Annotated in this window: 19 protein-coding genes and 2 pseudogenes; 12 read left to right on the plus strand and 9 right to left on the minus strand. The window is 74.7% G+C overall.

Going from position 1 to position 21,611, the window contains the following annotated elements:
* Window positions 1-9: 9 nt before the first annotated feature.
* Entirely contained in the window at window positions 10-693 is a 684-nt protein-coding gene (locus ACIQR3_RS19480; protein WP_403540357.1) for a response regulator transcription factor, read from the plus strand.
* Window positions 693-2,084, plus strand: coding sequence for an ATP-binding protein (locus ACIQR3_RS19485; protein ID WP_403540359.1), 1,392 nt, complete (start codon window positions 693-695; stop codon window positions 2,082-2,084). Before ACIQR3_RS19480 ends, ACIQR3_RS19485 begins: the two co-directional genes overlap by 1 nt.
* Window positions 2,085-2,099: 15 nt before the next feature.
* Here ACIQR3_RS19485 and ACIQR3_RS19490 read toward each other — a convergent pair whose 3' ends face one another.
* Window positions 2,100-3,065: a TAXI family TRAP transporter solute-binding subunit gene (locus ACIQR3_RS19490; RefSeq protein ID WP_403540360.1), complete on the minus strand. Its 966-nt coding sequence runs from the start codon at window positions 3,063-3,065 to the stop codon at window positions 2,100-2,102.
* Window positions 3,066-3,285: 220 nt separating this feature from the next.
* On the opposite strand from ACIQR3_RS19490, the gene ACIQR3_RS19495 reads away from it, so the two are divergent.
* Window positions 3,286-4,605 carry a S28 family serine protease gene (locus ACIQR3_RS19495; RefSeq protein WP_403540362.1) on the plus strand — a complete coding sequence of 440 codons (1,320 nt, stop codon included), beginning with the start codon at window positions 3,286-3,288 and terminating at the stop codon, window positions 4,603-4,605.
* Here ACIQR3_RS19495 and ACIQR3_RS19500 read toward each other — a convergent pair.
* Together ACIQR3_RS19500 and ACIQR3_RS19505 are read right to left on the minus strand one after the other, a co-directional pair.
* Window positions 4,592-4,909, minus strand: a pseudogene (locus ACIQR3_RS19500) (DUF664 domain-containing protein). The gene ACIQR3_RS19495 and the pseudogene ACIQR3_RS19500 overlap by 14 nt on opposite strands.
* 125 nt (window positions 4,910-5,034) lie before the next feature.
* Window positions 5,035-6,005 (minus strand): annotated as a pseudogene (locus ACIQR3_RS19505) (zinc-dependent alcohol dehydrogenase family protein).
* Between the two features lie 87 nt (window positions 6,006-6,092).
* Here ACIQR3_RS19505 and ACIQR3_RS19510 point away from each other — a divergent pair.
* From ACIQR3_RS19510 to ACIQR3_RS19525, 4 genes are all read left to right on the plus strand, one after another.
* A complete protein-coding gene (locus ACIQR3_RS19510; RefSeq protein WP_403540363.1) occupies window positions 6,093-6,704 on the plus strand; it encodes a TetR/AcrR family transcriptional regulator in 612 nt (203 codons plus the stop codon).
* A 285-nt stretch (window positions 6,705-6,989) separates the two neighbouring features.
* On the plus strand, window positions 6,990-7,364 hold the full coding sequence (locus ACIQR3_RS19515) for a DUF485 domain-containing protein (protein ID WP_403540365.1): 375 nt from the start codon (window positions 6,990-6,992) through the stop codon (window positions 7,362-7,364).
* Window positions 7,361-8,989, plus strand: coding sequence for a cation acetate symporter (locus tag ACIQR3_RS19520; RefSeq protein ID WP_403540368.1), 1,629 nt, complete (start codon window positions 7,361-7,363; stop codon window positions 8,987-8,989). The genes ACIQR3_RS19515 and ACIQR3_RS19520 overlap by 4 nt, the downstream gene beginning before the upstream one ends.
* A gap of 74 nt (window positions 8,990-9,063) precedes the next feature.
* Window positions 9,064-9,447: a VOC family protein gene (locus tag ACIQR3_RS19525; protein WP_403540371.1), complete on the plus strand. Its 384-nt coding sequence runs from the start codon at window positions 9,064-9,066 to the stop codon at window positions 9,445-9,447.
* A 15-nt stretch (window positions 9,448-9,462) separates the two neighbouring features.
* On the opposite strand, the gene ACIQR3_RS19530 is transcribed toward ACIQR3_RS19525, so the two are convergent.
* On the minus strand, window positions 9,463-10,203 hold the full coding sequence (locus ACIQR3_RS19530) for an alpha/beta fold hydrolase (protein WP_403540372.1): 741 nt from the start codon (window positions 10,201-10,203) through the stop codon (window positions 9,463-9,465).
* A 156-nt stretch (window positions 10,204-10,359) separates the two neighbouring features.
* Between ACIQR3_RS19530 and ACIQR3_RS19535 the strand changes: the two genes are divergently transcribed.
* Window positions 10,360-11,256, plus strand: a complete 897-nt coding sequence (locus tag ACIQR3_RS19535) for a helix-turn-helix domain-containing protein (RefSeq protein ID WP_403540374.1) — start codon at window positions 10,360-10,362, stop codon at window positions 11,254-11,256.
* Here ACIQR3_RS19535 and ACIQR3_RS19540 read toward each other — a convergent pair.
* The 4 genes from ACIQR3_RS19540 to ACIQR3_RS19555 form a co-directional block, all read right to left on the minus strand.
* Entirely contained in the window at window positions 11,192-12,409 is a 1,218-nt protein-coding gene (locus ACIQR3_RS19540) for a wax ester/triacylglycerol synthase domain-containing protein (protein WP_403540376.1), read from the minus strand. The two genes, ACIQR3_RS19535 and ACIQR3_RS19540, sit on opposite strands and share 65 nt — an antisense overlap.
* 47 nt (window positions 12,410-12,456) lie before the next feature.
* Window positions 12,457-13,743, minus strand: coding sequence for a hypothetical protein (locus ACIQR3_RS19545; protein WP_403540379.1), 1,287 nt, complete (start codon window positions 13,741-13,743; stop codon window positions 12,457-12,459).
* Between the two features lie 200 nt (window positions 13,744-13,943).
* A complete protein-coding gene (locus ACIQR3_RS19550; protein WP_403540380.1) occupies window positions 13,944-14,540 on the minus strand; it encodes an SRPBCC family protein in 597 nt (198 codons plus the stop codon).
* Between the two features lie 49 nt (window positions 14,541-14,589).
* A complete protein-coding gene (locus ACIQR3_RS19555) occupies window positions 14,590-14,805 on the minus strand; it encodes a tautomerase family protein (protein ID WP_403540383.1) in 216 nt (71 codons plus the stop codon).
* 143 nt (window positions 14,806-14,948) lie between these two features.
* Here ACIQR3_RS19555 and ACIQR3_RS19560 point away from each other — a divergent pair, with 143 nt between their 5' ends.
* Entirely contained in the window at window positions 14,949-15,836 is an 888-nt protein-coding gene (locus ACIQR3_RS19560; protein ID WP_403540384.1) for a helix-turn-helix transcriptional regulator, read from the plus strand.
* Between the two features lie 10 nt (window positions 15,837-15,846).
* Here ACIQR3_RS19560 and ACIQR3_RS19565 read toward each other — a convergent pair whose 3' ends face one another.
* Window positions 15,847-17,406, minus strand: a complete 1,560-nt coding sequence (locus tag ACIQR3_RS19565) for an MFS transporter (protein ID WP_403540386.1) — start codon at window positions 17,404-17,406, stop codon at window positions 15,847-15,849.
* 228 nt (window positions 17,407-17,634) lie between these two features.
* Between ACIQR3_RS19565 and ACIQR3_RS19570 the strand changes: the two genes are divergently transcribed.
* Genes ACIQR3_RS19570 through ACIQR3_RS19580 form a run of 3 tightly spaced genes read left to right on the plus strand, consistent with a single transcriptional unit; the run spans window position 17,635 to window position 21,593 of the window.
* Window positions 17,635-18,597: a helix-turn-helix domain-containing protein gene (locus tag ACIQR3_RS19570; RefSeq protein ID WP_403540387.1), complete on the plus strand. Its 963-nt coding sequence runs from the start codon at window positions 17,635-17,637 to the stop codon at window positions 18,595-18,597.
* 10 nt (window positions 18,598-18,607) lie between these two features.
* Window positions 18,608-20,158 carry an FAD-dependent oxidoreductase gene (locus tag ACIQR3_RS19575; RefSeq protein ID WP_403540390.1) on the plus strand — a complete coding sequence of 517 codons (1,551 nt, stop codon included), beginning with the start codon at window positions 18,608-18,610 and terminating at the stop codon, window positions 20,156-20,158.
* Window positions 20,151-21,593 (plus strand): class I adenylate-forming enzyme family protein, encoded by a 1,443-nt coding sequence (locus ACIQR3_RS19580; RefSeq protein ID WP_403540393.1) that lies wholly within the window; start codon window positions 20,151-20,153, stop codon window positions 21,591-21,593. Before ACIQR3_RS19575 ends, ACIQR3_RS19580 begins: the two co-directional genes overlap by 8 nt.
* Window positions 21,594-21,611: the final 18 nt, after the last annotated feature.

Consider the following 21,611-nt stretch of genomic DNA (forward strand, 5'->3'; position numbering starts at 1 on the left):
CCTGACGCCATGCGTGTGCTGCTGATCGAGGACGACGAGCGGCTCGCCGACGCCCTCACCACGGCCCTCGTCGAGCGCGGCCACCCGGTGGAGCGGGTGAGCCGCGCCGACGAGGGCCTGCGCCGCAAGGACCGCGCCGACTTCGTCCTCCTCGACCTCGGACTGCCGGACATGGACGGCCTGGAGATGCTCCGGCGACTGCGGCGGGTCTCCGCCGTCCCGGTGATCGTGCTCACCGCCCGCGGCGACGAACGCACCGTCCTCCAGGGCCTGAGCCAGGGCGCCGACGACTACCTCACCAAACCGTTCCGCATCAAGGAACTGCTGGCCCGGATGGACGCCGTACGCCGTCGCGCCGGACAGACCCGGCCGCCCGGCCGGGAGCCCCAGCCCCCGCCCCGGCCCCAGGAAGTGGACGCCGGCGACGTCCACATCGACCTGGCGTCCCGCACGGTGACCGTCGCCGGGAGCGAGGTCGCCCTGACAGCACGCGAGTTCGACGTCCTCGCCCTGCTCGCCCGGACGCCCGGGGTCGTCCGCAGCCGGCAGGAGATCATGGACGCGGTCTGGGGAGACGCCTTCCTCGCCGTCTCCCGCTCGCTCGACGTGCACGTCTGGGGCATCCGCACCAAGACCGGCCGGCCCGACCTGATCCGTACCCTGCGCGGGGTCGGCTACCGGCTGGGCGGCTGATGCGCCGCCGGCTGCTGGCCACCTACCTCACGCTGATCGGCGGCGTCCTGCTCGCCCTGTCCGTCCCCCTGGGCCTGGCCTACACCCAGGAACGGACCGCCGAACTCCTGCTCGCCCGGCGCGCGGACGCCACCCGGCTGGCGGAGCTGGCCGAAGGGGCGATCCAGGACAGCGACCCGAGCGTGCTGCGCGCCGAGGCCGACCGGTACGCCTGGCTGTACGGCGCCTCGGTGGAGGTACGCCGCGACACCGGCTCCGTCCTGGCCGACGCGGGCGGCGGCGTACCGCACAGCGCAGGACCGCTGCGCCGGGCCCTGGCCGGCCGCACCACCTCGCACCTCCCGCTGGTCACCGTCTTCGGACCGGACCGGGTGGTGATCGCCGAACCCGTGGGCAGCGACGCCCAGGTGACCGGCGTGGTGCTGCTCGCCGCGCCCACCCGCGAGGCCCGGGACGACGTCCTGCTGGTGTGGCTCACCCTGGCCGGGGGAGCGGCGGTCGCCTTCGCCCTCGCGGTGGAGGCCGCGCGGCGCCTCGCCCGCTGGGCCCTGCGGCCGGTCGACGAACTGGACGCGGTCACCGAGGCGATCGCCCAGGGCCGGATGACGGCCCGTGTCCCCGACACCGGCGGCGGACCGTCCGAGCTGCGGCGGCTGGAGTCGCGGTTCAACGCCATGGCCGACGCCGTCGCCGCGGCACTGGACAAGCAGCGCGCGTTCGTCTCCGACGCCTCCCACGAACTGCGCACCCCGCTCGCCGTGCTCAGCCTCCGCCTGGAGAACCTGCGCCCGCACCTGAAGGAGTCCGGCGCCGGCCGCTACCACAGCGCCATGGAGGAACTCGACCGCATCGGCACCCTCCTGGAGGACCTGCTGACCCTCGGCCGCATCGAGGCCAGGGGCGCCGCCCGTGCCGAGCCCGTCGACGTCTCCGCCGAACTCGCCCCCCGGCTGCGCGTCTGGGCGGAGGTCGCCGAGGCCGCGGGAGTGCGGCTGCGTACCGTCCTGCCCGCCGCCCTGGTGGTGCGGTGCCCGCCCGACACGCTCGGCCGGATCACGGACATCGCGGTCGACAACGCCGTCAAGTTCGTCCCGCGCGGCAGCACCGTCACCGTCACCGTCACGGACACGGCCGGCGCCGGGGCCCCGGACGCCGGTGACGTACTGCTGCGGATCGAGGACGACGGCCCGGGACTCGACGACGGGGAACTCGCCGCCGCCCGCGACCGCTTCTGGCGCTCTCCGCGGCACAGCGGCGTCGACGGCAGCGGACTGGGCCTGGCCATCGCCGACGAACTGGCCCGCGCGGCGGGCGGCAGCCTCGGCCTGCGGGCGGCCCGGCCGCACGGCCTGGTGGTCGAGTTCCGCCTGCTCGGCCCCGGCCGCCGGTGACCACGTACGGCGTGCTCAGCCGTAGACACTCCGGTAGTACCGCACGGCCCCCGGGTGCAACGGCACCGGATCGGTGCCGATCGCGTACCGCTCGTCCAGGTAGGCACCGGGCACCTCCGGACCCGGCAGGGTCTGCCGCGCCGCGAACATCGCCCGCGTCACCTCGAAGGCATCCCGGGCCGAGACCGCCGAGCGGGCCATCAGATACGTCGGCACACCCACCGTCGGCACCTCCGACTCCTGCCCGTACGTCCCCGCCGGTATCGACACATCGACATACGCCGGTCCGTGCTCCGCCCGCAGCACCCGGGCCAGCCCGTCCAGCGGGACCAGCGTGACGGGCCGGGCGGCGGACAGCTCCGTGACCGCGCTCGCCGGCACCCCGCTGGACGCGAAGAACGCGTCGATCTCACCGCGCCGCAGCGCCCGCACCGAGTCGTCGAGCCCCAGGTGACAGCGGCGCACCCGCCCGCCGAGACCGGCGGCGGCCAGGATCCGCCGGGCGACGACGACGGTCCCCGACCCTTCGGCACCGAGGGAGACCCGCAGCGACGCCAGGTCCGACACGGTGGCCACGCCGGCCGTGGGCCGCGCCACCAGGTGGGTGTAGTTGAGGTAGATACGGGCCAGCGCCGACACCGGCAGCGGCCGGGAGAACCCCCCGGTGCCCTCGAAGGCGTCCGCGGCACTGTCCCCCAGCACCAGACCGAGGTCGGCGTCGCCGGAACCCAGCAGCCGGAGGTTGCGGATGCTCGCCGAGGTGTTGACCACGTCGACGCGCAGGGAGCCCACCCGCCGGTCGATCTCCCGGGCCAGCCGGCTGCCGAAGGTGCCGTACGGCGCACCCGACAGCCCGGTCGCCAGCACCAGCGACCGCACCCGGGCCCGGCCGGGGACCGTCGCGGGACTCGACGCGGCCACCGCGGCGGCCAGGGCGAGCAGCGTGCGGCGGGCCGCCTGCGGACGGGGACGGGGGGACACGGGACGATGGTAGTCCGGGCACTGGGCGGCCCGTCTTCGCCCCGTCGTCCCTGTCCCGTGCCCGCGTTTGCCCGGCCGTCTCTCCCCCGTCCGGGGGAGGCCCGTCCCCCACGGGCGGGATCTCCCCGCCGCGCCGGACCGCTGTACTGAGGGCGGCCGGCTGAAGACGCCGTCACCTCCCACGGAACGAAACGGAACGAAACGGAACGGAAGGGCCGCGATGCGCGACTGGACCAGACGACGCCTGCTGCTCACGGCGGCCTCCGCCACCGGTCTCGCCGCAGCGGGGACGGCACCCGCGCACGGCGAGGGACCTGACGGCCTGGTGGAACGGCTGACGGCCCTGCCGGGGCTCAGGATCGTGGCGGAACGGCCGGCCGGTCACCCCGGCTACCGGTTCTTCGTCCTCGGGCTGCGCCAGCCGGTCGACCACACCGACCCGGCCGCCGGCACCTTCGAACAGCGGCTGGCGCTCCTGCACACCTCCGCCGGCCGGCCCACCGTCGTGTACACCAGCGGGTACGCGGCCGGGCTGACTCCCGAGCGGACCGAACCGACCGAGCTGCTGGGCGGCAACCAGGTCGAGGTGGAGCACCGCTTCTTCGGCACCTCGGCCCCCGGCACACCCGACTGGCGCCACCTGACGATCAGACAGGCCGCCGACGACCACCACCGCGTGATCAGGACCCTCCGTCGCCTGCTCCCCGGCGCGTGGATCTCCGTCGGCGGCAGCAAGGGCGGCATGGCGAGCGTCTACCACCGCAGGTTCCACCCGCACGACGTGGACGGCACCGTGGCCTACTCCGCGCCGGACAACGTGGACGACCAGGACGACAGCGCCTACCACCGCTTCCTGGAGACCGTGGGCACCGCCGCCGAACGCGACGCCCTCAAGGCGGCGCAACGCCGATGCCTCCTGCGCCGCGCCGACCTGGTCGCCCGCTACACGGCCTGGGCCGCCTCCGCGGGCACCGGCTTCAGCATCATCGGCAGCGCCGACCAGGCCTTCGAGACCGCGGTGCTGCGCGCGTCCTTCATGTTCTGGCAGAACAGCGGCCCCGCGATCCCCGGCCCCGACGCCACCACCGACGAGCTGTACACATGGCTGTGGTCCACCGCCGCCCTCCCCGTCTACGCCGACGCCACGGTCCGGGAGTACGTCCCGTACTTCTACCAACTCGGCACCCAGCTCGGGTACTTGGACGTGCCCGTCGCGCACCTGGCGGACCTGCTGCGCCATCCGGACGCGCTCGCGCCGCGCTCCTTCGTGCCGCGTGACATACCGATGCGCTTCGATCCGGACGCCATGCCCGACATCGACCGCTGGGTGCGCCGGCACGGGCACCGGATGCTGTTCGTCAACGGCGAGCGGGACCCGGCCGTCGCCGAGCACTTCCGTCCCGGCGGGCGGGACTCCCGCACCCTGTGGGTGCCCGGCGGCGACCATCACGTCGCCATCGCGCGCCTCTCCGCCGCCGACCGCGCCGCGGCGGTGTCCGCCCTCGCCCGCTGGACGGGAGTACCTCTCACGCCCCGGTGACGCCGTCGACGCGCTCCCTGACGAGGTCGGCGTGACCGTTGTGACGGGCGTACTCCTCGATCAGACGCACCAGGATCCAGCGCAAACGAGACCCCGTCACCACCGACGTGGCCGGCGTCCCGCGCGGACCGCCGGCCACGGTCGTCCGGCGACGCGCCCGCGACGAGTTCCCGGCCCCGGGCGGCCTCCGCCCGCCACAGCGGCGTCAGCGACGACGGTGCCACCGCGGCCGGCCGTACCTGGTCGTCCCGCAGCCCCGCAGCCCCGCATCCGTGAGGGCGAGGGACGCACGGTGGAAGTCCACTCAGGCCTCCAGTACGGGACGCTCGTCCGCGTACATCGGCGGGACGGGCCGGCCGTCCGGTGTCGTCTTCAGGGAACCACCATGGCAGGGACGAGGCCGGCGCACGACCGTCCGCCGCGATCCTCCTACGGCGTCAGCACGATCCTGCCGAACACCTCACCGGCGTCCATCTTCCGGTGCGCCCGCACCGCCTGCTCCAGCGGCAGCACCTCGTGCACCACCGTGCGCAGTCCGCCACGCGCCGCGGCGGCGAAGTGCTCGCTCCGCACGGCCTGCCGGTCCGCCACGGGCACCGTCGCGGCGCTGAACGTCGCGAACGACAGCGATCTCTGGAACGCCGCCATCATCGTCGTGCCGAAGTCCGCCGGCGGCTGCCCGCCGACCGCGCCGACGACGACCAGCCGGCCGTTCGGAACGAGCCTGTCGAAGAAGGACGGCATGTCCGCACCGGCCACCACGTCGATGACGACGTCGTATCCGGCGGGAGCGTCCCCGCCTCCCTCGCCTCCCTCGCCCGAGCGGTCCAGCACATGGGTCGCGCCCAGCGCACGCAGCCGCGCGCCGCGCTCGGCGGACGACGTCGTGACCGCCACCGCGCCGGCCCCGCCCCGGGCGACGAGCTGGACCGTCGCGATCCCGAGGCTGCCCGCCGCCCCCCGCACCAGCATCGACTCGCCGGCGGCGAACCGGGCGTGCGCGAGCCCGAAGTGCGCCACCACCGACGAACCGCCGAGCGTCACCGCCGCCACGGCGGACAGGCCCGCGGGAAGGGGAAGGGCCTCCGCCACCGGTGCGGTCACCTGCTCGGCGTAGCCCCCCCCGTACCGGTGGACGCCCAGACCCGCCGGCCGGTCCACGCCGGGTCCACCCCGTCGCCGACGGCGGTCACCGTGCCCGCCACCTCGCCGCCGGGGACATGCCCTTCCCGGAACCCGTACGCGGCGAGCGCACCGCTGCGGATCACGGCGTCGACGCCACCGACACCGATCGCCTCGGTGGTGATCAGTACCTGTCCGGCGGCGGGGACCGGGACCGGCAGATCGACCACCGCCAGCCCCTCCGGACCCCCGAACGCCTCGATCGACACTGCCTTCAACGCCGTCTCCTCACTGCTCCGGACGTGGTGTTTCCCCGCCGTCGGACGCTAACGGACGCCCCCGTCCGTTTGACTGAAGTGAGAGCGGTGACCGACCGTTTGCCTCACCCCCTGCGCGCCGACGCCCGCGACAACCGTGACCGCATCCTCGACGCGGCCCGCGCGCTGTTCGCCACCCGGGGGCTCGACGTACCGATGCGGGAGGTGGCCCGGCACGCCGGGGTCGGACCCGCGACCCTGTACCGGCACTTCCCGACCAAGCGGGACCTGGCCACCGAGGCCTTCGCGGACCAGATGCGCGCCTGCCAGGACATCGCCGAGAACGGTCTCGCCGACCCGGACCCGTGGCACGGCTTCCGTCGCGTGATCGAGAGGATCTGCGCGCTGCACGCCCACGACCGGGGCTTCACCGAGGCGTTCATGTCGGCCTACCCCGACGCCATGGACTTCGCCGCCGGCCGGGAACGGACCCTGCGGGCGGTCGCCGCACTGGCCCGGCGCGCCAAGGAGGCCGGCGGGCTGCGGCCCGACTTCGCGCTGGACGACCTGATCCTCGTCCTCATGGCCAACCGGGGCATCCAGGCCCCGTCGACGGCCGCCAGGGCCGCCGCCTCCCGCCGCTTCGCCGCCTTGGTGATCCAGGCGTTCCGGGCATCCCCGGACCACGCGCCGCTGCCGCCGGCGGCCGGGCCGGCCTGAGCGGCCCCGCTCCACGGGAGCGGTCCCGGCCGCACCGATGGACGCCCCGGCACTGCGGTACGGGACGTACGGACGGCTACGGCCGATGGGGGAGAGGAGTCACGCGCGACGAGACGGAGGATGCCACTCGGGTCTCCTCCCGGCCCAGCGGCACCACGGGCCACGGACGAGTCCGGTCACGGGCGGAACCCCGTCGGACAGTTCAACGGAAAACCCTTCGCGTCCCGTGGCACCCGCATAGCGTGCGATGCGTGCCGGACCCCCTGCCGCGCTAGGAGACTTGAGATGTCCTACGACAACTCGGAGTCGTATCCGGTCCGACAGCGGGACGGGGCAGGCCCGGCCTCGTGGTCCGGTCACCACCGGGCACTGCGGGTCCTGCGGCGCGCCTGCCGCCGGCAGCGGCGGGTGGCCACGTGCGCCGCCCTCGGCTACTTCGCCGTCTTCCTCACGCTCACCGTCGAGGCCCCCGCCTTCATGGCCCGCCCCGCGCCCGGCGGACTCCCCACGGGACTGCTGCTGGCCCTGGTGCAGGTGCCGGTCACCTGGCTCGCCGTCGTCCTCTTCGCGTACACGGCACGCCGGTACGTCGATCCGCCGGCCCGCAGAGTCAGGGGGTACGGGCGTCCGGCCGGCGGTGACGGGACGCCGCCGCGATGACGGAACTCGGTGGCGCCGCCCAGTCCTGGTCCCTCGTCGCGTTCTGCAGCGTCGTCACCGTCACGCTGCTGCTGTGCGTGCTGACCGGCCCCGACCGCGACGACCTGGAGGAGTTCTACACCGGCTACCGCTCGCTGTCGCCGCTGCGCAACGGCCTGGCCGTGGCCGGCGACTACATCTCCGCCGCCACCGTCCTCACCATCGGCGGGGTCATCGCGCTGTGCGGCTACGACGGTGTCGTCCTGGCCCTGAGCACACTGCTGTCCCTGTTGCTGCTGATGGTGCTGCTCGCCGAACCCCTGCACAACACGGGCCGGTTCACCATGGGCGACGTGCTGGGCCGCCGTATGCCGGGGCGGTCCGTGCGCATCGCGGCGTGCGCGGTGACGCTGCTGTCGCTGGTGCCGATGATGATCGTGCAACTGGCGGGCGTGGGGCAGCTGCTGGCGTTCATCCTGGGCTTCTCCGACAGCACCATGAAGACCGGGTGCGTCGTCGGCGCGGGACTGCTGATGATCAGCTACGCGGCGCTGGGCGGGATGAAGGGCACCGCGCTGATCCAGATCCTCAAGACGGTCATCCTGCTGGGCTCCGGACTGGTCGTCGCCGCCCTCATCCTGTACACGTTCGACTGGCACCCGGGGACCATGGTCGACACGGCCGCGCGGCGCAGCGGGGCCGGTGACGCGTTCCTGCGGTACGGACTGCAGTTCGCGGACGGGCCCCACCCCGGTGCGGACATGATCAGCACACAGGTCGCCATCGTGCTGGGCGGCGCCTGTCTGCCGCACGTCACCATGCGCATGTACACCGCCGGCAGCGCCCCGCAGGTGCGGCGCACCATGTCCTGGGCGGTGTCGTCGGTGGCCCTGTTCATGCTGGTGATCACCGTCATCGGCATCGGCGCCACGGCGCTCGTCGGCCGCGCGGGGATCACCGCGGCGGACCCGCGCGGAAGCACGGCCTACCTGCTGGGCGCGCGCGCCGCGTTCGGCCCCGAGGTGTCCCGCGCCGAGAGCCTGCTGTTCAGCACGGTCACCACGGCGGTCTTCCTCACCCTGCTCGCCTCCGTCGCCGGAATGACGCTCGCCTGCGCCAACTCACTGGCGCACGACGTCGCCGCCTCCCGCCGCGAGGGCCTCGGGCCGGTGCGGGAGACCACCCTGGCCCGGGTCAGCGCGCTGGTCGTCGGAGTGCCGGTGGTGGTACTGGCCGCCCTGGCCCAGCACCGCGGACTGCAGCCGCTGGCGACGCTCTCCTTCTGCCTGGGCGCCTCGGCCATCGCCCCCGCCCTCGTCTTCACCCTGTTCTGGCGCCGTTTCAGCCGCACCGGCCTGCTGTGCACCCTGATCGGCGGCTCGGCCGTCACCCTGGTCCTGATGTCCGGCACCCGGCTGGTCTCCGGGTCCCCGGCCGCCGCCTTCCCCGAGGCCGACTTCAACTGGTTCCCGTTCTCGACGACCGCCCTGGTGTCGGTGCCGGCGGGCTTCGTGTTCGGCTGGCTGGGGACCCTGTGCGGCGGACGCCGCGGCGCACGGCGCGAACGCGAGCGGTACGCGGCCGTCGAACACCTCGTCCTGGCCGGCCCGCCGCGGGGCCGCCCGGGGTGGACCCCGGACGACTGACCGCCGTACACCCCCATGAGGGCACCGGCCCGCGCCGCCCGGAGGCCGGGCACGGTCCTCGCTAACCTTGTCCCATGCTGCGACTCGGTATACCCGTCATCGGTGTCACGGACCTGCCCCGCGCGGTGGCCTTCTGGACGCGGGCGCTGGACCTGGTCCCCGCCGACGAGTGGAGCAGCGAGACCTGGCGCACCCTGCACCACGCCGACGGATCCGGCCGGGCGCTCGGCCTGCTGCTCAGCGCGTCACCGGCCGAACCGCGCCCCCGGCTGCACCTCGACCTCTTCACGGACAGCGCCGAGGAGCAGCGGGCGGAGGTCCAGCGGCTGATCGGGCTCGGTGCCCGGGCCGTCGACTGGGACCTGTACCCGCCCGAGCCCGACTTCGTCGTCCTCGCCGACCCCGACGGCAACATCTTCTGCGTCGTGGACCTCAGCAACGCGCCGAGCGGGTCCTGAGGAAGGAAGCGGCGGCTACGCCGCTCCCACCCGTGCCGGCCACAGCAGCAGTTCGGTCAGCTCGCCCGGCATGGTCACCATGCAGTCGTGGCCGGTCGGCAGCTCCCACACCCGCGCGGGCTCGCCGTTGGGCTGCACCGGGGGGACGGGCCGCCGGGCGAAACCCTCCGGCACCCCGGCGACGCAGTGGATGTGGGTCCGCGGGATCGCGTCCGCGGCCGGGTTGTCCAGCCGGACCCGCTGCTGGAGGCAGCGCACCGGATGGTCCGACACCATCGTGCGCAGCCAGGCGATGTCCGCCGGGTCGGTGACCCCGAACAAGCCAGCCGGAGGCGGCAGTTCGGGCAGCGGCGGAACCCGCCAGCCGCTCTCGGACTCCAGCGCCCGGTCGATCAGGTGCCGGGTCACGGGCATGACATCGGCCGCGCTCTCGCCGTCCAGCGGGACCATCGCGTCGAGGTACACCAGGTGCGCCACCCGCTCCGGGACCCGGTGGGCGACCGCCGAGACGACCAGCCCGGCGTAGCTGTGCCCCACGAGCACCACGTCGGTGAGGTCCTCCTCGACGAGCAGCCCGACGACGTCGTCGACATGGGTGTCGAGTCCCACCCCGGGGCCGAGCAGGTGCGCCTTGTCGCCGTACCCGGTCAGGGACGGGGCGAGCGCCCGGTGACCGGCCGAGGCCAGCAGCGGGACCACCCGGTCCCAGACCCGGCCGCTGTGCCAGGCGCCGTGTACGAGCAGATACGTCGACATGGGGGTGCTCCTTGGTGTGCTGGTGTGTCGGTGCGCAGGTGCGGCGTGGAAGCCACCGACCACGATGGGGTCCGGTTCCCGGCCGGGCCAGAGCCCCCGCGATCCTGGGGGTGACAGGACCAGGGACGGCCCCGGCACCCGCACTACAGTGGGCGGATGACCGAGGGACCGAACCCGCTGGGTGACTACCTGCGCGCTCGCCGCCGGCTCGTCACCCCCGAACAGGCCGGTGTCCCCGCGGTGGGGACACGCCGCGTGCCGGGACTGCGCCGGGAAGAGGTCGCCATGCTCGCCGGTATCAGCGCCGACTACTACCTGCGCCTGGAGCAGGGCCGGGACCGCAACCCGTCCGTGCAGGTCCTGGAGTCGCTCGCCCGTGTGCTGCGGCTCGACGACGACGCGACGGCCTACCTGCTGCGCCTCGCCGCCGCCCGGCCGCGCCGGCGGCCCCGCCGCCCCCGTGAGGAAACCGTCCCCGCGGGCATCGCCCAGCTCGTCGCCACCCTCCCGCTGCCCGCGGTGGTCGAGGACCGCTACTTCGACATCCTCGCCGCCAACCCCCTGGCGACGGCCCTGTCGCCGCGGCTGGCGGTGGGGGCCAACCGCCTGTGGGACCTGTTCCTCGACCCCGCCGAACAGGCCCTCCACCCGGACTGGGAGGAGACCACCGAGGGCGCGGTCGCCGTCTTCCGCGAGTCGGTCGGCACCGACACCGACGACCCCCGCTTCGTCGAGCTGGTCGGCGGACTCTCCCTGGCCAGCCCCCGCTTCAGCCGGCTCTGGGCCCGCCACGACATCAAGGTGTGCGAGGGCGCCCCGACGCGTCTCACCCACCCCCGGACCGGAGACCTCCGCCTGAACCGGGAGAAACTGGATATCGGCGGTACGGCGGGCCAGATGCTGGTCGTGCTCCACCCGGACCCCGGCACCGACAGCGCCGACAAGCTGGCCCTGCTCGCCTCCGCCGCCCGGACACCGGCGGACGCCGTCAGCCCAGGGCCCGGACCCAGTGGCGGGGGAGCGCGGTGGCGTGCGCCCGGGGGACGTCGGTGACCACGGCGCACCGCACGGTGTCCGGAGTGCGGGTGAACGACAGGTACACGGGCCGCTGCTCGTCGTCCCCGATGTGCAGGAACAGCGACGCCGCGCTCAGCCGTGCGCCGAAGCAGGTGAAGCTCTGCGGGAAGGACACGCTGCTCACGGCGAAGGGATAGAGACGGGCGCTGACCACGGCGCGCAGCGCGCGGCTCCCCAAGGCCGGCGGGCAGGGCAGGTCCAGCAGCGCGCGCAGGGCGTCGCGGCGGCGTGAGCGCCGCACGGCGTCCGTCTGCCGGCGCACCTCGGCCGCCGAGGCCCGCAGCGTGGCGGCGGCGACGGGGAGGTGCAGCCGGTGGAAGGCGATGTGGTTGCCCGGCGCGAGCCGTTGCCGCGGGGTGCGGGTGGACATCGCCACCAGCGTCCGGGCGGGCGACGGCGGGTCGGGCAGCGCCAGTTCCGTGCTCCACGACCGCAGGGCGAGGGCCAGCGCGGCCAGCGCGACGTCGTTCACACTGGTCCGGTGGGTGTCCGCCAGGGCGCGCAGCCGGGCCAGCGGCACTTCGCCGTACGCCCACCGCGCTCCACCGCCCGGCCCGGTGACGCGGCGCAGCGCGTGCCAGGGCGCCCCGGGGCGGAGCGCGGGCGCGGCCGTCTCCCGTACGGCGCACAGGCCCGCGCGGATGCCGCCGCCGGCGTCGGGATACAGCCACGGCCCGGGCACCGGGGCGTCCGCGAGGAGGGCGAGGGCGCTGTGGGCGGCTCCGACCCCGTCGCTCAGGGCGTGGTGCACACGGAAGCAGACCCGGAACCGTCCGGTGACGGAGGACTGGGTGAGCAGCCGGCAGTCCCACGACGGATGCGCCCCGCCGGGCAGCTCCCGCGTCAGCAGGGCCTCGCAGGCGTCGTGGAGGGCCCGTTCCCCGTCCGGCACGTGCCAGTGGCGGACGTGCGCGTCCGGATCGACGGCGGCGGCGTGCGGCGACCAGCACCGGGCCCGGCCCGCGGGCAGGAGACGGGTCAGCGCGGGCAGCGAGCCGGACCGGGCCGCGACGCGCCGCGCCAACTCGGCCACGGACGGCGCCCGGCCGTCGAAGTCCAGGAAGAATCCGGCGACGGGTGGCCGCCGCATCGCGAGGAAGGTGCGGTCGGTCGCACTGATGGAGTACACGCCACCGCAACGAGACCGCGGGCCGGCCGGTCACGACGCGACCGTGGTCAGGGAGCGCCCAGCGCACGCCGGGTGGTGCGGTGCAGGGCGCCGGCGAGCCGCTGGGCCTGCCCGGCGGTGAAGAAGGCGCGCGGCAGCGCGAGGGTGAGGCCCAGACCGCTGGAGTGATCCCCCGTCAGGGCTACCACCGGGACCGGCCCGTGCACCTCGACGTACCCCCAGGGCACGGAGGCGGACAGCTCCGGCGGCATGGGGAGCGCGGGGGTGTGGGCGGTGAGGTCGGTGACCGCCACGCTCATGGGCAGCGCCGGGCCGCGGCTCAGGGCCTGGGCGGCCAGGTGCGGCAGGGCGGCGACGGACAGGTCCAGTTCGCCGCTGCGGACCGCGGCGCGCATCCGCTCCCGGACCAGCCGCCCGACGCGCACCGGGTCGTCCGCCGAGGCGACCGGGACGTGCGTCTCCAGGGCCGCCGCCGCCATCACGACGCGGTGCGCGGGCAGCGGCGGCACCAGACGGCGCCGTACGTCGAGCGCGGAGGTGCAGGTCAGCGTCTGTACGCCGGGTGCGTCGCCGGCGACGTCGCGCACCGCGGTCAGGACCAGGCCGCAGGCGAGGCTGTGCGTGCTGATGCCGCTGTCCCGGGCGGTCCGGACCAGGCGGGCGGTCTGCTCGCGGTCCAGGGCGACCCGTCGTACGTGCACTCCGCGCGCCGGGCCGTCGGTGCCGGTGCCGGTGCCGGTGCCGGCCGCCTCGGCCGGCAGGCACAGGGGGGAGAGGGCCCGGGCACGGGCGGCCCGGCGGGCCAGGAACCCGTCGAGGTCCCGGCGGGTGACCTTGCGGCGGAAGTACGGCTCCACGGGGTGCGGCAGCCCGTCCGTGGCGGGCGGCAGCCGGGGAGTGCGGCCGGTGATCCGGGCGGTGCAGATCTCCCACAGCTGCGCCAGCGCGCTCAGGGCGCTGACGCCGTCGGCGATGGCGTGGTGGACGCACAGGACGAACAGCCGGTCCCCGCCGGGCTGGTCCAGCAGGGTCGCGCGCACCATCGGCGCCCCGGGAGCGAAGGGGGCGGTGGCAGCGGCGAAGTCGGTGCCGGTACGCAGCCGCGGCGGCGCGGCGGGGTGGCAGCGCAGGAGGGGACCGTCCGGCCCGGGGCGGCACCGGGCGGTGAGGACGGGATGGACACCGGCCAGGACACGGAGGGACTCGTCGAGCACCTCCCGGTCCACGGGGCCGCCCAGGGAATGGCACAGGACCATGGGCGTGCCCGACTCGACGAACATCGCCTCGTGGCCGGCCAGTCGGCGCTCGTACACCGCTCGGGGCGTGATCGACACGGAAGGCGACCTCCTGCGCGGGCGGGACAGCGGGCGCACGCGTCGCGCCGCTGCCATGGGTCTTGCCACCGCCCGTGACCCGCACGCCCGGCCCCGACGGCGTACGGAAGCACCGCCCCCCGGAGCACGTGCCCCCGCACGCCACGAGCGGGGGTGCGTGCCCCCGCACGCCACGCGCCGTGCGCCGCGTGCTCGCCGGGTCACCGGCGCCCGGCGTCCTGTTCGCCGGAACTGTCCGAGCCCCACGGTCCGGCCTGTCCGTCCCGGCCGGTCTCCGCCTCGGCGAGTGCCTTGACGCCGGCGAGGGTCTCCCGTATGCCCTCGCGCAGTTCCGCCAGCCGGAAGGCGATGATGTCCGGCTCGCGGTCGGGCCGTTGCCCGATCGCCCGCGTGACGCCGCTCGGACCCGGCCCCACGCGGACCGACTGGCGCAGCCGGACGCCGCCGGCCTCGGTCCGCAGCGTGTAGCTCCAGACGGCCATCGGCCGGGCCGGGTCCAGGGCGGGCGGCCCGTAGCGGCCGTCCGCGTCCATGACCGCCCAGGTGAAGGTCTGCCGCGGCACCAGCTCGGTCACCTGGGAGACCGTGCGCCACTCGCCGAGCAGACGGTGCCGGTTGTGGCCCTCGAAGCGCGCCCCGACCGCGGGCCGGTCCGCGCCGTCGAGCCAGGCCACGCGCCGCAGTTCCGGGCTGAGCCGGGCCGGCAGCCGGATGTCGGTGACCAGCTCCCAGACCCGTTCCGCCCCGGCGCGCACCAGGACGTCACCGTGCGTACGGGGTCCGTCGGTGAAGCGCATGTCGTCCCTTCCGCCATCGGCTCGGCTCCCGAGGACCGTAACGGGGAGGTCAGTCCCCGGTCGACCCCTGGAGCACGGCGAGGGTCAGGACGTCACCGCCGATGCCCCAGCCTCCGTCGGTGACCTCCTCGACCAGGACCAGGGTGGTGGCGCGGGCCCGCTCCCCGTAGATGTCGACGAACAGTTGGGTGGCGCGGATGACGATCTCCTTCTTCTCCTTCTCGTCGAGGGAACCGGCGGGGACCTTGAAGTTCGCGAACGGCATGGCGGTGGCACTCCTTGTGAGGGCGCGAGCGGTTGATACGGGCCCCAGCCTGAGCCCCGGCGCCCGGGCGGGCCAGGGCCCTCCCCACCCTGGGGTCACCGTCCCCTGGCTGGGACAGCCCGGTCCACGCGACGATGGGCGGCATGAACCACTCGGAACTGGGCGCCTTCCTGAAGTCCCGCCGCGGCCGCGTCCGCCCCCGCGACGTCGGCCTGACCGCCGGGCCCCGGCGCCGGGTGCCGGGACTGCGGCGCGAGGAGGTCGCCCAGCTGGCCGGCCTGTCGGCCGACTACTACACCGAGCTGGAACGCGGACGCGGCGCCCAGCCCTCGGCCCAGGTACTGGCCGCTCTGGCCCGGGCCCTGCGGCTGGACGGCGACGCGCGCGACCACCTCTTCCACCTCGCCGACCGGCCGGTGCCGCCGACGGCCCACGGACCGGACGCGCACGTCCAGCCGGCCATGCTCGCTCTGCTGGACCGGCTGGCCGGGACGCCCGCCCAGATCATCACCGACCTGCACGAGACCCTGGTCCAGAACCCGCTGGCCGTCGCGCTCGTCGGCCCGCCCCCGGCGGTGCGCGGCCCCGAGGCGAGCTTCGTCCACCGCTGGTTCACCGACCCGGACGCCCGCGCCCTCTACCCCGTGGCGGACCACCCCCACCACTCCCGGGTCTTCGTCGCCGACCTCCAGGCGGTCGCCGCCCGGCGCGGCGACGACCCCACGGTCCGGCGGATGGTGACCGGACTGCGGCGGCGCAGCCCGGAGTTCGCCGCCCTCTGGGACACCCACGACGTCGCCCTGCGGCGGACCGATCACAAACGCATCGTCCACCCCGCCCTGGGCGTCATCGAACTCGACTGCCACAGCCTGTTCAGCGAGGACGGCTGCCAGCGCCTGCTGTGGTTCACCGCGCCGCCCGGCAGCGAGGGCGCGGGACAGCTGGAGCTGCTCTCCGTGATCGGCGTCCAGGACATCGGAACGGACGGGACCCGGGCCCGGCAGGCCGCCGACCGGACCGCGGATTCCTGAGCGGGCCGGGTCACTCCCGGGGCAGCGCCAGCCGGGACAGCACGGCGGTGGCCAGCAGGAGGGCGGCGACGACGAGCAGGCCCACGCGCATCCCCGGCAGGGAGAAGCCGCCGTCCGGGGCGGCGAGCAGGCTGCCGAACAGGGCGACGGCGAGCGCGCCGCCGGTCTGCCGCAGGGAGTTGAGCAGCCCCGACGCCGTTCCCGCGCGTTCCCCCGGCACGGCGTCGATCAGCAGCGCCGTCAGCGCGGGCACCACCACCGCCCCTCCGACGCTCAGCGGCACCAGCAGCACCAGCACCAGCCACACCGGCGTGTGCGCCGCCAGCGGCATGAGCGCCGGCATCGCGCCGACGAACACCAGTTGCCCGCCCACGATCACCGGCCGCCGCCCGATCCGCTCCGCCAGCCGCGGCGAGACCAGGTTGACCGCCGTCACCAGCACCGACATCGGGACGAACATCAGCCCGGCCACGGTCCCCGACATGCCGCGCACCTGCTGGTAGTACAGCCCGAGGAGGAATATCCCGCCGTAGAAGGCGGCGTTGAGGGAGAAGCCGACCGCCAGCGGCACGGCGACCCGGCGGTCGGTCAGCATGTCCAGCGGCACCATGGGCCGCCGCTGCCGGCGCTCCACCACGCAGAACACGTACCCGGAGACGACGGCGAGCGCGGCGGACGCCAGTACCGGACCGCTGGTCCACCCTCGGTGCCCGCCCTCGATCACCGCGAACGCCAGCCCCGCCAGGGCCAGTACGGCCGTCAGCTGCCCGGCCCCGTCGAGCGCGGCGGGCCGGCGCGGGGAGACCGGCACCCGCACCAGCAGGCCCAGGATCACCGCGCCGACCGGCAGGTTCAGCAGGAACACCGCCCGCCAGCCGGCCGAGTCGGTGAGCAGCCCGCCCAGCACCGGACCCGCGGCCATCGCCACCGAACCGCCGACCGCCCACAGGGCGATGGCGCGGGCCCGGGACCGCGCGTCGTCGTAGGCGTGCCGGATCAGCGCCAGCGAGGCCGGCATCACGATCGCCGCCGCGCCGCCCTGCGCCACGCGCGCCCCGATCAGTACGGCGATGTCCGGAGCGAGCGCGCAGGCCAGGGAGGCGACGGTGAACAGGGCCACGCCCCAGACGTAGGCGCGGCGGGCACCGACGCGGTCGGCCAGGGCGCCGGCGGACAGCATCAGGGCGGCGAAGGTTAGGGTGTACGCGTCGACCACCCACTGCAGTCCCGCCATTCCGCCGCTCAGGGAGTCCTGGACGGCGGGCAGCGCGATGTTCACGGCGGAGACGTCGATGGTGATGACGCTGAAACCGAGCAGCGCGGCGACCAGGGCGAGCCCGCCGCCCGGCGCGGGCCGCCCCGGCCCCGGCGGACCGTCCCGCCCGTCGGACTGCGACGACGGCCCGGGGCCACCCCCGCCGACCGGGACCCGCGACGTGGGAGGGACCGGAGATGAGGCCCGGGACGATGACGAGACCGGGTGCGAGGCCGGGACCGGGTGCGAGGACGGGCCCGGGGACGAGGACGGGCCCGGGGACGAGAACGGGGACGAGGGAGGAAGGGCGGGCACGGCAGGGCTCCCGGGTGGACGAGGGACACGGACCGGCGGCGGACGGCCCCGGCCACCGGGCCGCGGTCCGGTGCCACGCACCCCCTGGGCCCCGGCGGCCGGGCCGCCCGCTCCCCACCACCATCCGCCTTCCGGACGCCGCCCGGCAGACCGCGCCGTACCGGGGTGCCGCGTGCCAGGCAGTGTCACGGCCCCTCACGCTCGCCGACCGGCTGCCACAATGGGCGGATGGCGACAGCAGGGGACGCACGGGGCACCGAACTCGGCCGCTACCTCAAGGCCCGCAGGGCCCAGGTACGCCCGCAGGACGTCGGCCTGCCGGCCGGCGCGGGCCTGCGCCGCACCCCCGGCCTGCGCCGGGAGGAACTGGCCGCGCTGGCCGGGGTGAGCGTCGACTACTACATCCGCCTGGAGCGCGGCCGGGAGACCAACCCGTCCCCCGCGGTCGTGGACGCCCTCGGCCGCGCCCTGCGGCTGCGCGGCGACGCCTACGAACGCCTCCACGAACTCGCGGAACTGGCCTCCGGACGCATCTCCGACCTGCCCGCCTGCTCCGACCACACCGTCCGCGACTCGGTCCTGCGGATGCTGGAGTCGGTCCGTCCGATGCCCGCCTACGTGGTCGACCGCTTCAACCGCGTCCTCGCCGCCAACCCGCCCGGCCGACGGCTGATGCCCGGCCTGTGGGACTGGCCCGAGGAGCGGCGCAACCTGACCCGCTACCTCTTCCTCCACCCGGTCGGCCGGACCCTCTACGACCCGTGGGGGGCGACCGTCGCCTCCTCCGTGGCGCACCTGCGCGCGGTCGCCGGCGCCGACCCGGACTCCGCGGAGCTGACCGCCCTCGTCGGCGAACTGGCCGTGAAATCACCGGAGTTCGCCCGGCTCTGGGAACGCTACGACGTGTGTGAACGCGGCGGCGGACAGAAGACCTTCCGGCACCCGAAGGCCGGAACGATGACCCTGACCTACGAGATCATGAGCCTGGCCCGGACCGGCGGCCAGCGCATGGTGGTCTACCAGGCGGCGCCCGGCACCCCCGACGAAGAAGCCGTGCTCCGCCTGGAGGACACGGACGCCCGTCCGGAGCGCACCCCCGCCGGCCACCCGGAGCCGGCCGGCGAGCCCCGGCCCGCCACCCGTGCCCGCCCCGGCCGGCAATCTCAGAACGTTCTGATTTCCCGCCGCTAGCGTCCCGTCCATGGTGCGCGATTACCTGATCATCGGGGCCGGACCGGCCGGACTTCAGCTCGCCGCTTCCCTGGAACGCGACGGACGCGACTACGTCGTCCTGGAGCGGGGAAGCGGCCCGGGAACGTTCTTCACCCGCTTCCCCCGGCATCGGCAGTTGATATCCATCAACAAGGTCAACACCGGATACAGCGACCCGGAGCTCAGCCTCCGCATGGACTGGAACTCGCTGCTCAGCGACGACCCGCGGCTGCTGTTCACCCGGTACAGCGACGACTACTTCCCCCGCGCCGACGACTTCGTGCGCTATCTCGCCGACTACGCCGAGAAGACCGGCGTCCGCGTCGAGTACGGCACCGAAGTCGTCCGCGTCTCCCGCGCCGACGGCGTCTTCACCGTCCTCGACGGCGCCGGACGGACCTGGCGGGCCCGCCGGATCGTCGTGGCGACCGGCGTCTCCCGCCTCAACGTACCGCCCATCCCCGGCATCGAACTCGCCGAACGCTACGACGACTTCGACACCGACCCGGCCACCTTCACCAACCAGCGGGTGCTGGTCGTCGGCAAGGGCAACTCGGCGTTCGAGACCGCCGAGTCCCTGATGGCGAAGGCGGCCGTCATCCACGTGGCGGGCCCGCACTCGCTGAAGATGGCCTGGCAGACCCACTTCGTCGGCCATCTGCGCGCGGTGAACAACAACTTCCTGGACAGCTACCAGCTCAAGTCGCAGAACGCCGTCCTGGACGGCACCGTGGAGAGCATCGAGAAGAGCCCCGAGGGCGGGGACGGGTTCCGGGTGGTGTTCCGCTACGCCCGCACCACGGAACGGCTGCGCGAACTGCGCTACGACCGGATCATCGTGGCCGCCGGCTTCCGCTTCGACGCCAGCGTCTTCGACGAGACCTGCCGCCCCGCCCTCGTCATCGACGACCGGTTCCCCGAACAGACCTCCGCCTACGAGTCGGTGAACGTACCGGACCTCTACTTCGCCGGCACCCTCACCCAGCAGCGGGACTTCAAGAAGTTCACCAACGGCTTCATCCACGGCTTCCGCTACGGCGTCCGGGCCCTGGGCCGCATCCTCGACGCCCGCTACCACGACACCCCCTGGCCCGCCGCCGGACTGCCCGCGACCCCGGAGGCGATCGCCGACGCCCTCATCGCCCGCGTCAACCGCTCCTCCGGGCTCTGGCAGCAGTTCGGGTTCCTCGGCGACGTGGTCACCGTCGACGGGGACCGGGCCCGCTACCAGGAGGAGGTGCCGCTCGACCTCGTCACCGACGGCGGTCTCGGCGCCGCCGCGCACCGGTTCGTCGTCGACCTGGAGTACGGGTCCGGACACGACGGCGTCGACCCGTTCGACATCAGCGTCCCGCGCGTCGTCGAGAACGACGTCGAGCACGCCGCGGACTCCGTCTACCTGCATCCCGTCGTCCGCCACTACCGCGACGGCGTCCTGGCCGGCACCCACCACCTCGCGGAGAACCTGGAGAACGACTGGGACATCCCGGCCGTCCACCAGCAGCCGCTCGTCGCGTTCGTGAAGGCCTGCCTTGACTGAGCAGTTCCCCGGTGGCGTGCTCGACCTCCTGGACGCGGCGGGCGACCGCGTGGTCTTCGAGCACCTGGACCGGGCCGTCACCGGAGCCGAACTCCTCGCGGACGTACGGTGCGTGACCAACGGCCTGCGCGAGCACGGTGTCGGCCCCGGTGACGGCGTCGCGCTGCTGCTGGGCGTCAGCCCCGAGGCGCTCGCCGCGGTCGTCGCCGCCCATGCCGTCGGCGCCCGCGTCGTCGGCGTACGGCCGGGACTGACCGACCGCCAGCGCGAGCACCTCCTCACAGACGTCGCGTACCGGGTCTCCGACGACCCGGACACGATGCCGTCCGGTGCCGTCCTCGCCCTCGACGACCTGCTGTCGGCGCCGGACGACGGCCTGCGGCCGCGGGTCACGGCCCGGCCGGGGGACGTCGCCCGGCTCATCCACACCAGCGGCAGCACCGGCCTTCCCAAGGCCTGCGCCCAGACCTACGGGGCGATGACCGCGGCCTGGGCGCTGCGGCCGGACGCCTGGCCGCCCGCCGTCCGCGAACTCGCCGCCCGCCTCGACCGGTTCCTGGTCTTCGGCACCCTGGCGAGCCAGGTGATGCTGGAGTACGGCCTGCTCACCCTCGCCGCCGGCGGCACCCTCGTCACCGCCGATCCGCCCGCCTTCCCCGACGCCTTCGTACGCCACCGGGCCACCGCGAGCGTCATCACCGTGGCCCGGCTGACCAAGCTCGTCGCGAGCCAGCGGGCCTCACCCGTGGACCTCGGCTCGCTGCGCGCGCTGATGGTGTCCGGGTCCCCGCTGTCACCGGGGCGGCTGCGGGAGGCCGCCGAGGTGCTCGGGCCGGTCGTCTTCCACGGCTACGGCCAGACCGAGACCGGCATGATCTCCATGGCCACCCCCGACGACGAACCCGGTTCACTGGGCGTCCCGCCCGTCGACCTGGAGGTCCGGGACACCGACGGCCGCCCGGTCCCGCCCGGCACCGACGGCGAACTGTTCGTCCGCACCCCGTCGCAGGCCCGCGGCTACTGGCACGAACCCGCGCTGACCGCCGAGGTGTTCACCCCGGACGGCTGGGTCCGCACCCGTGACCTCGGCCGGCTCGACGGTCGGGGCCGGCTGTGGCTCACCGGACGGGCCCGCGACGTGATCATCGTCAACGCCAACGTGTACTACGCCGGTCCCGTGGAACGTCTGCTGGCCACCCACCCGGCGGTGGCCGAGGCGTACGTCACCGCCGTCCCCGACGACAGCACCGGGGAGGCCGTGCACGCCTTCGTCGTACCCGCCGAGGGACGCGTCCCCGGCCTCGGTGAACTGCGGGACCTGGTGGCCGCGCGGCTGGGCGAGGCGTGCGCGCCGACCCGGCTCACCCTCATCGAGGAGGTGCCGCTCACGCCCGCCGGCAAGCCCGACAAACGGCGGCTGGCGAGCGGAAGTTAGCCGCCCGGCACAGAAAAG

This window comes from Streptomyces sp. NPDC090994, assembly GCF_044768905.1.
GTDB lineage: Bacteria > Actinomycetota > Actinomycetes > Streptomycetales > Streptomycetaceae > Streptomyces.

What these genes read in the sequence shown, in the direction of transcription:
- ACIQR3_RS19530 (WP_403540372.1), bottom strand. Translation starts at nt 10,203, where the DNA reads ATGTCGACGTATCTGCTCGTACACGGCGCCTGGCACAGCGGCCGGGTC.
- ACIQR3_RS19480 (WP_403540357.1), top strand. Translation starts at nt 10, where the DNA reads ATGCGTGTGCTGCTGATCGAGGACGACGAGCGGCTCGCCGACGCCCTC.
- ACIQR3_RS19535 (WP_403540374.1), top strand. Translation starts at nt 10,360, where the DNA reads ATGACCGAGGGACCGAACCCGCTGGGTGACTACCTGCGCGCTCGCCGC.
- ACIQR3_RS19555 (WP_403540383.1), bottom strand. Translation starts at nt 14,805, where the DNA reads ATGCCGTTCGCGAACTTCAAGGTCCCCGCCGGTTCCCTCGACGAGAAG.
- ACIQR3_RS19560 (WP_403540384.1), top strand. Translation starts at nt 14,949, where the DNA reads ATGAACCACTCGGAACTGGGCGCCTTCCTGAAGTCCCGCCGCGGCCGC.
- ACIQR3_RS19550 (WP_403540380.1), bottom strand. Translation starts at nt 14,540, where the DNA reads ATGCGCTTCACCGACGGACCCCGTACGCACGGTGACGTCCTGGTGCGC.
- ACIQR3_RS19515 (WP_403540365.1), top strand. Translation starts at nt 6,990, where the DNA reads ATGTCCTACGACAACTCGGAGTCGTATCCGGTCCGACAGCGGGACGGG.
- ACIQR3_RS19520 (WP_403540368.1), top strand. Translation starts at nt 7,361, where the DNA reads ATGACGGAACTCGGTGGCGCCGCCCAGTCCTGGTCCCTCGTCGCGTTC.
- ACIQR3_RS19485 (WP_403540359.1), top strand. Translation starts at nt 693, where the DNA reads ATGCGCCGCCGGCTGCTGGCCACCTACCTCACGCTGATCGGCGGCGTC.
- ACIQR3_RS19495 (WP_403540362.1), top strand. Translation starts at nt 3,286, where the DNA reads ATGCGCGACTGGACCAGACGACGCCTGCTGCTCACGGCGGCCTCCGCC.
- ACIQR3_RS19575 (WP_403540390.1), top strand. Translation starts at nt 18,608, where the DNA reads ATGGTGCGCGATTACCTGATCATCGGGGCCGGACCGGCCGGACTTCAG.
- ACIQR3_RS19525 (WP_403540371.1), top strand. Translation starts at nt 9,064, where the DNA reads ATGCTGCGACTCGGTATACCCGTCATCGGTGTCACGGACCTGCCCCGC.
- ACIQR3_RS19570 (WP_403540387.1), top strand. Translation starts at nt 17,635, where the DNA reads ATGGCGACAGCAGGGGACGCACGGGGCACCGAACTCGGCCGCTACCTC.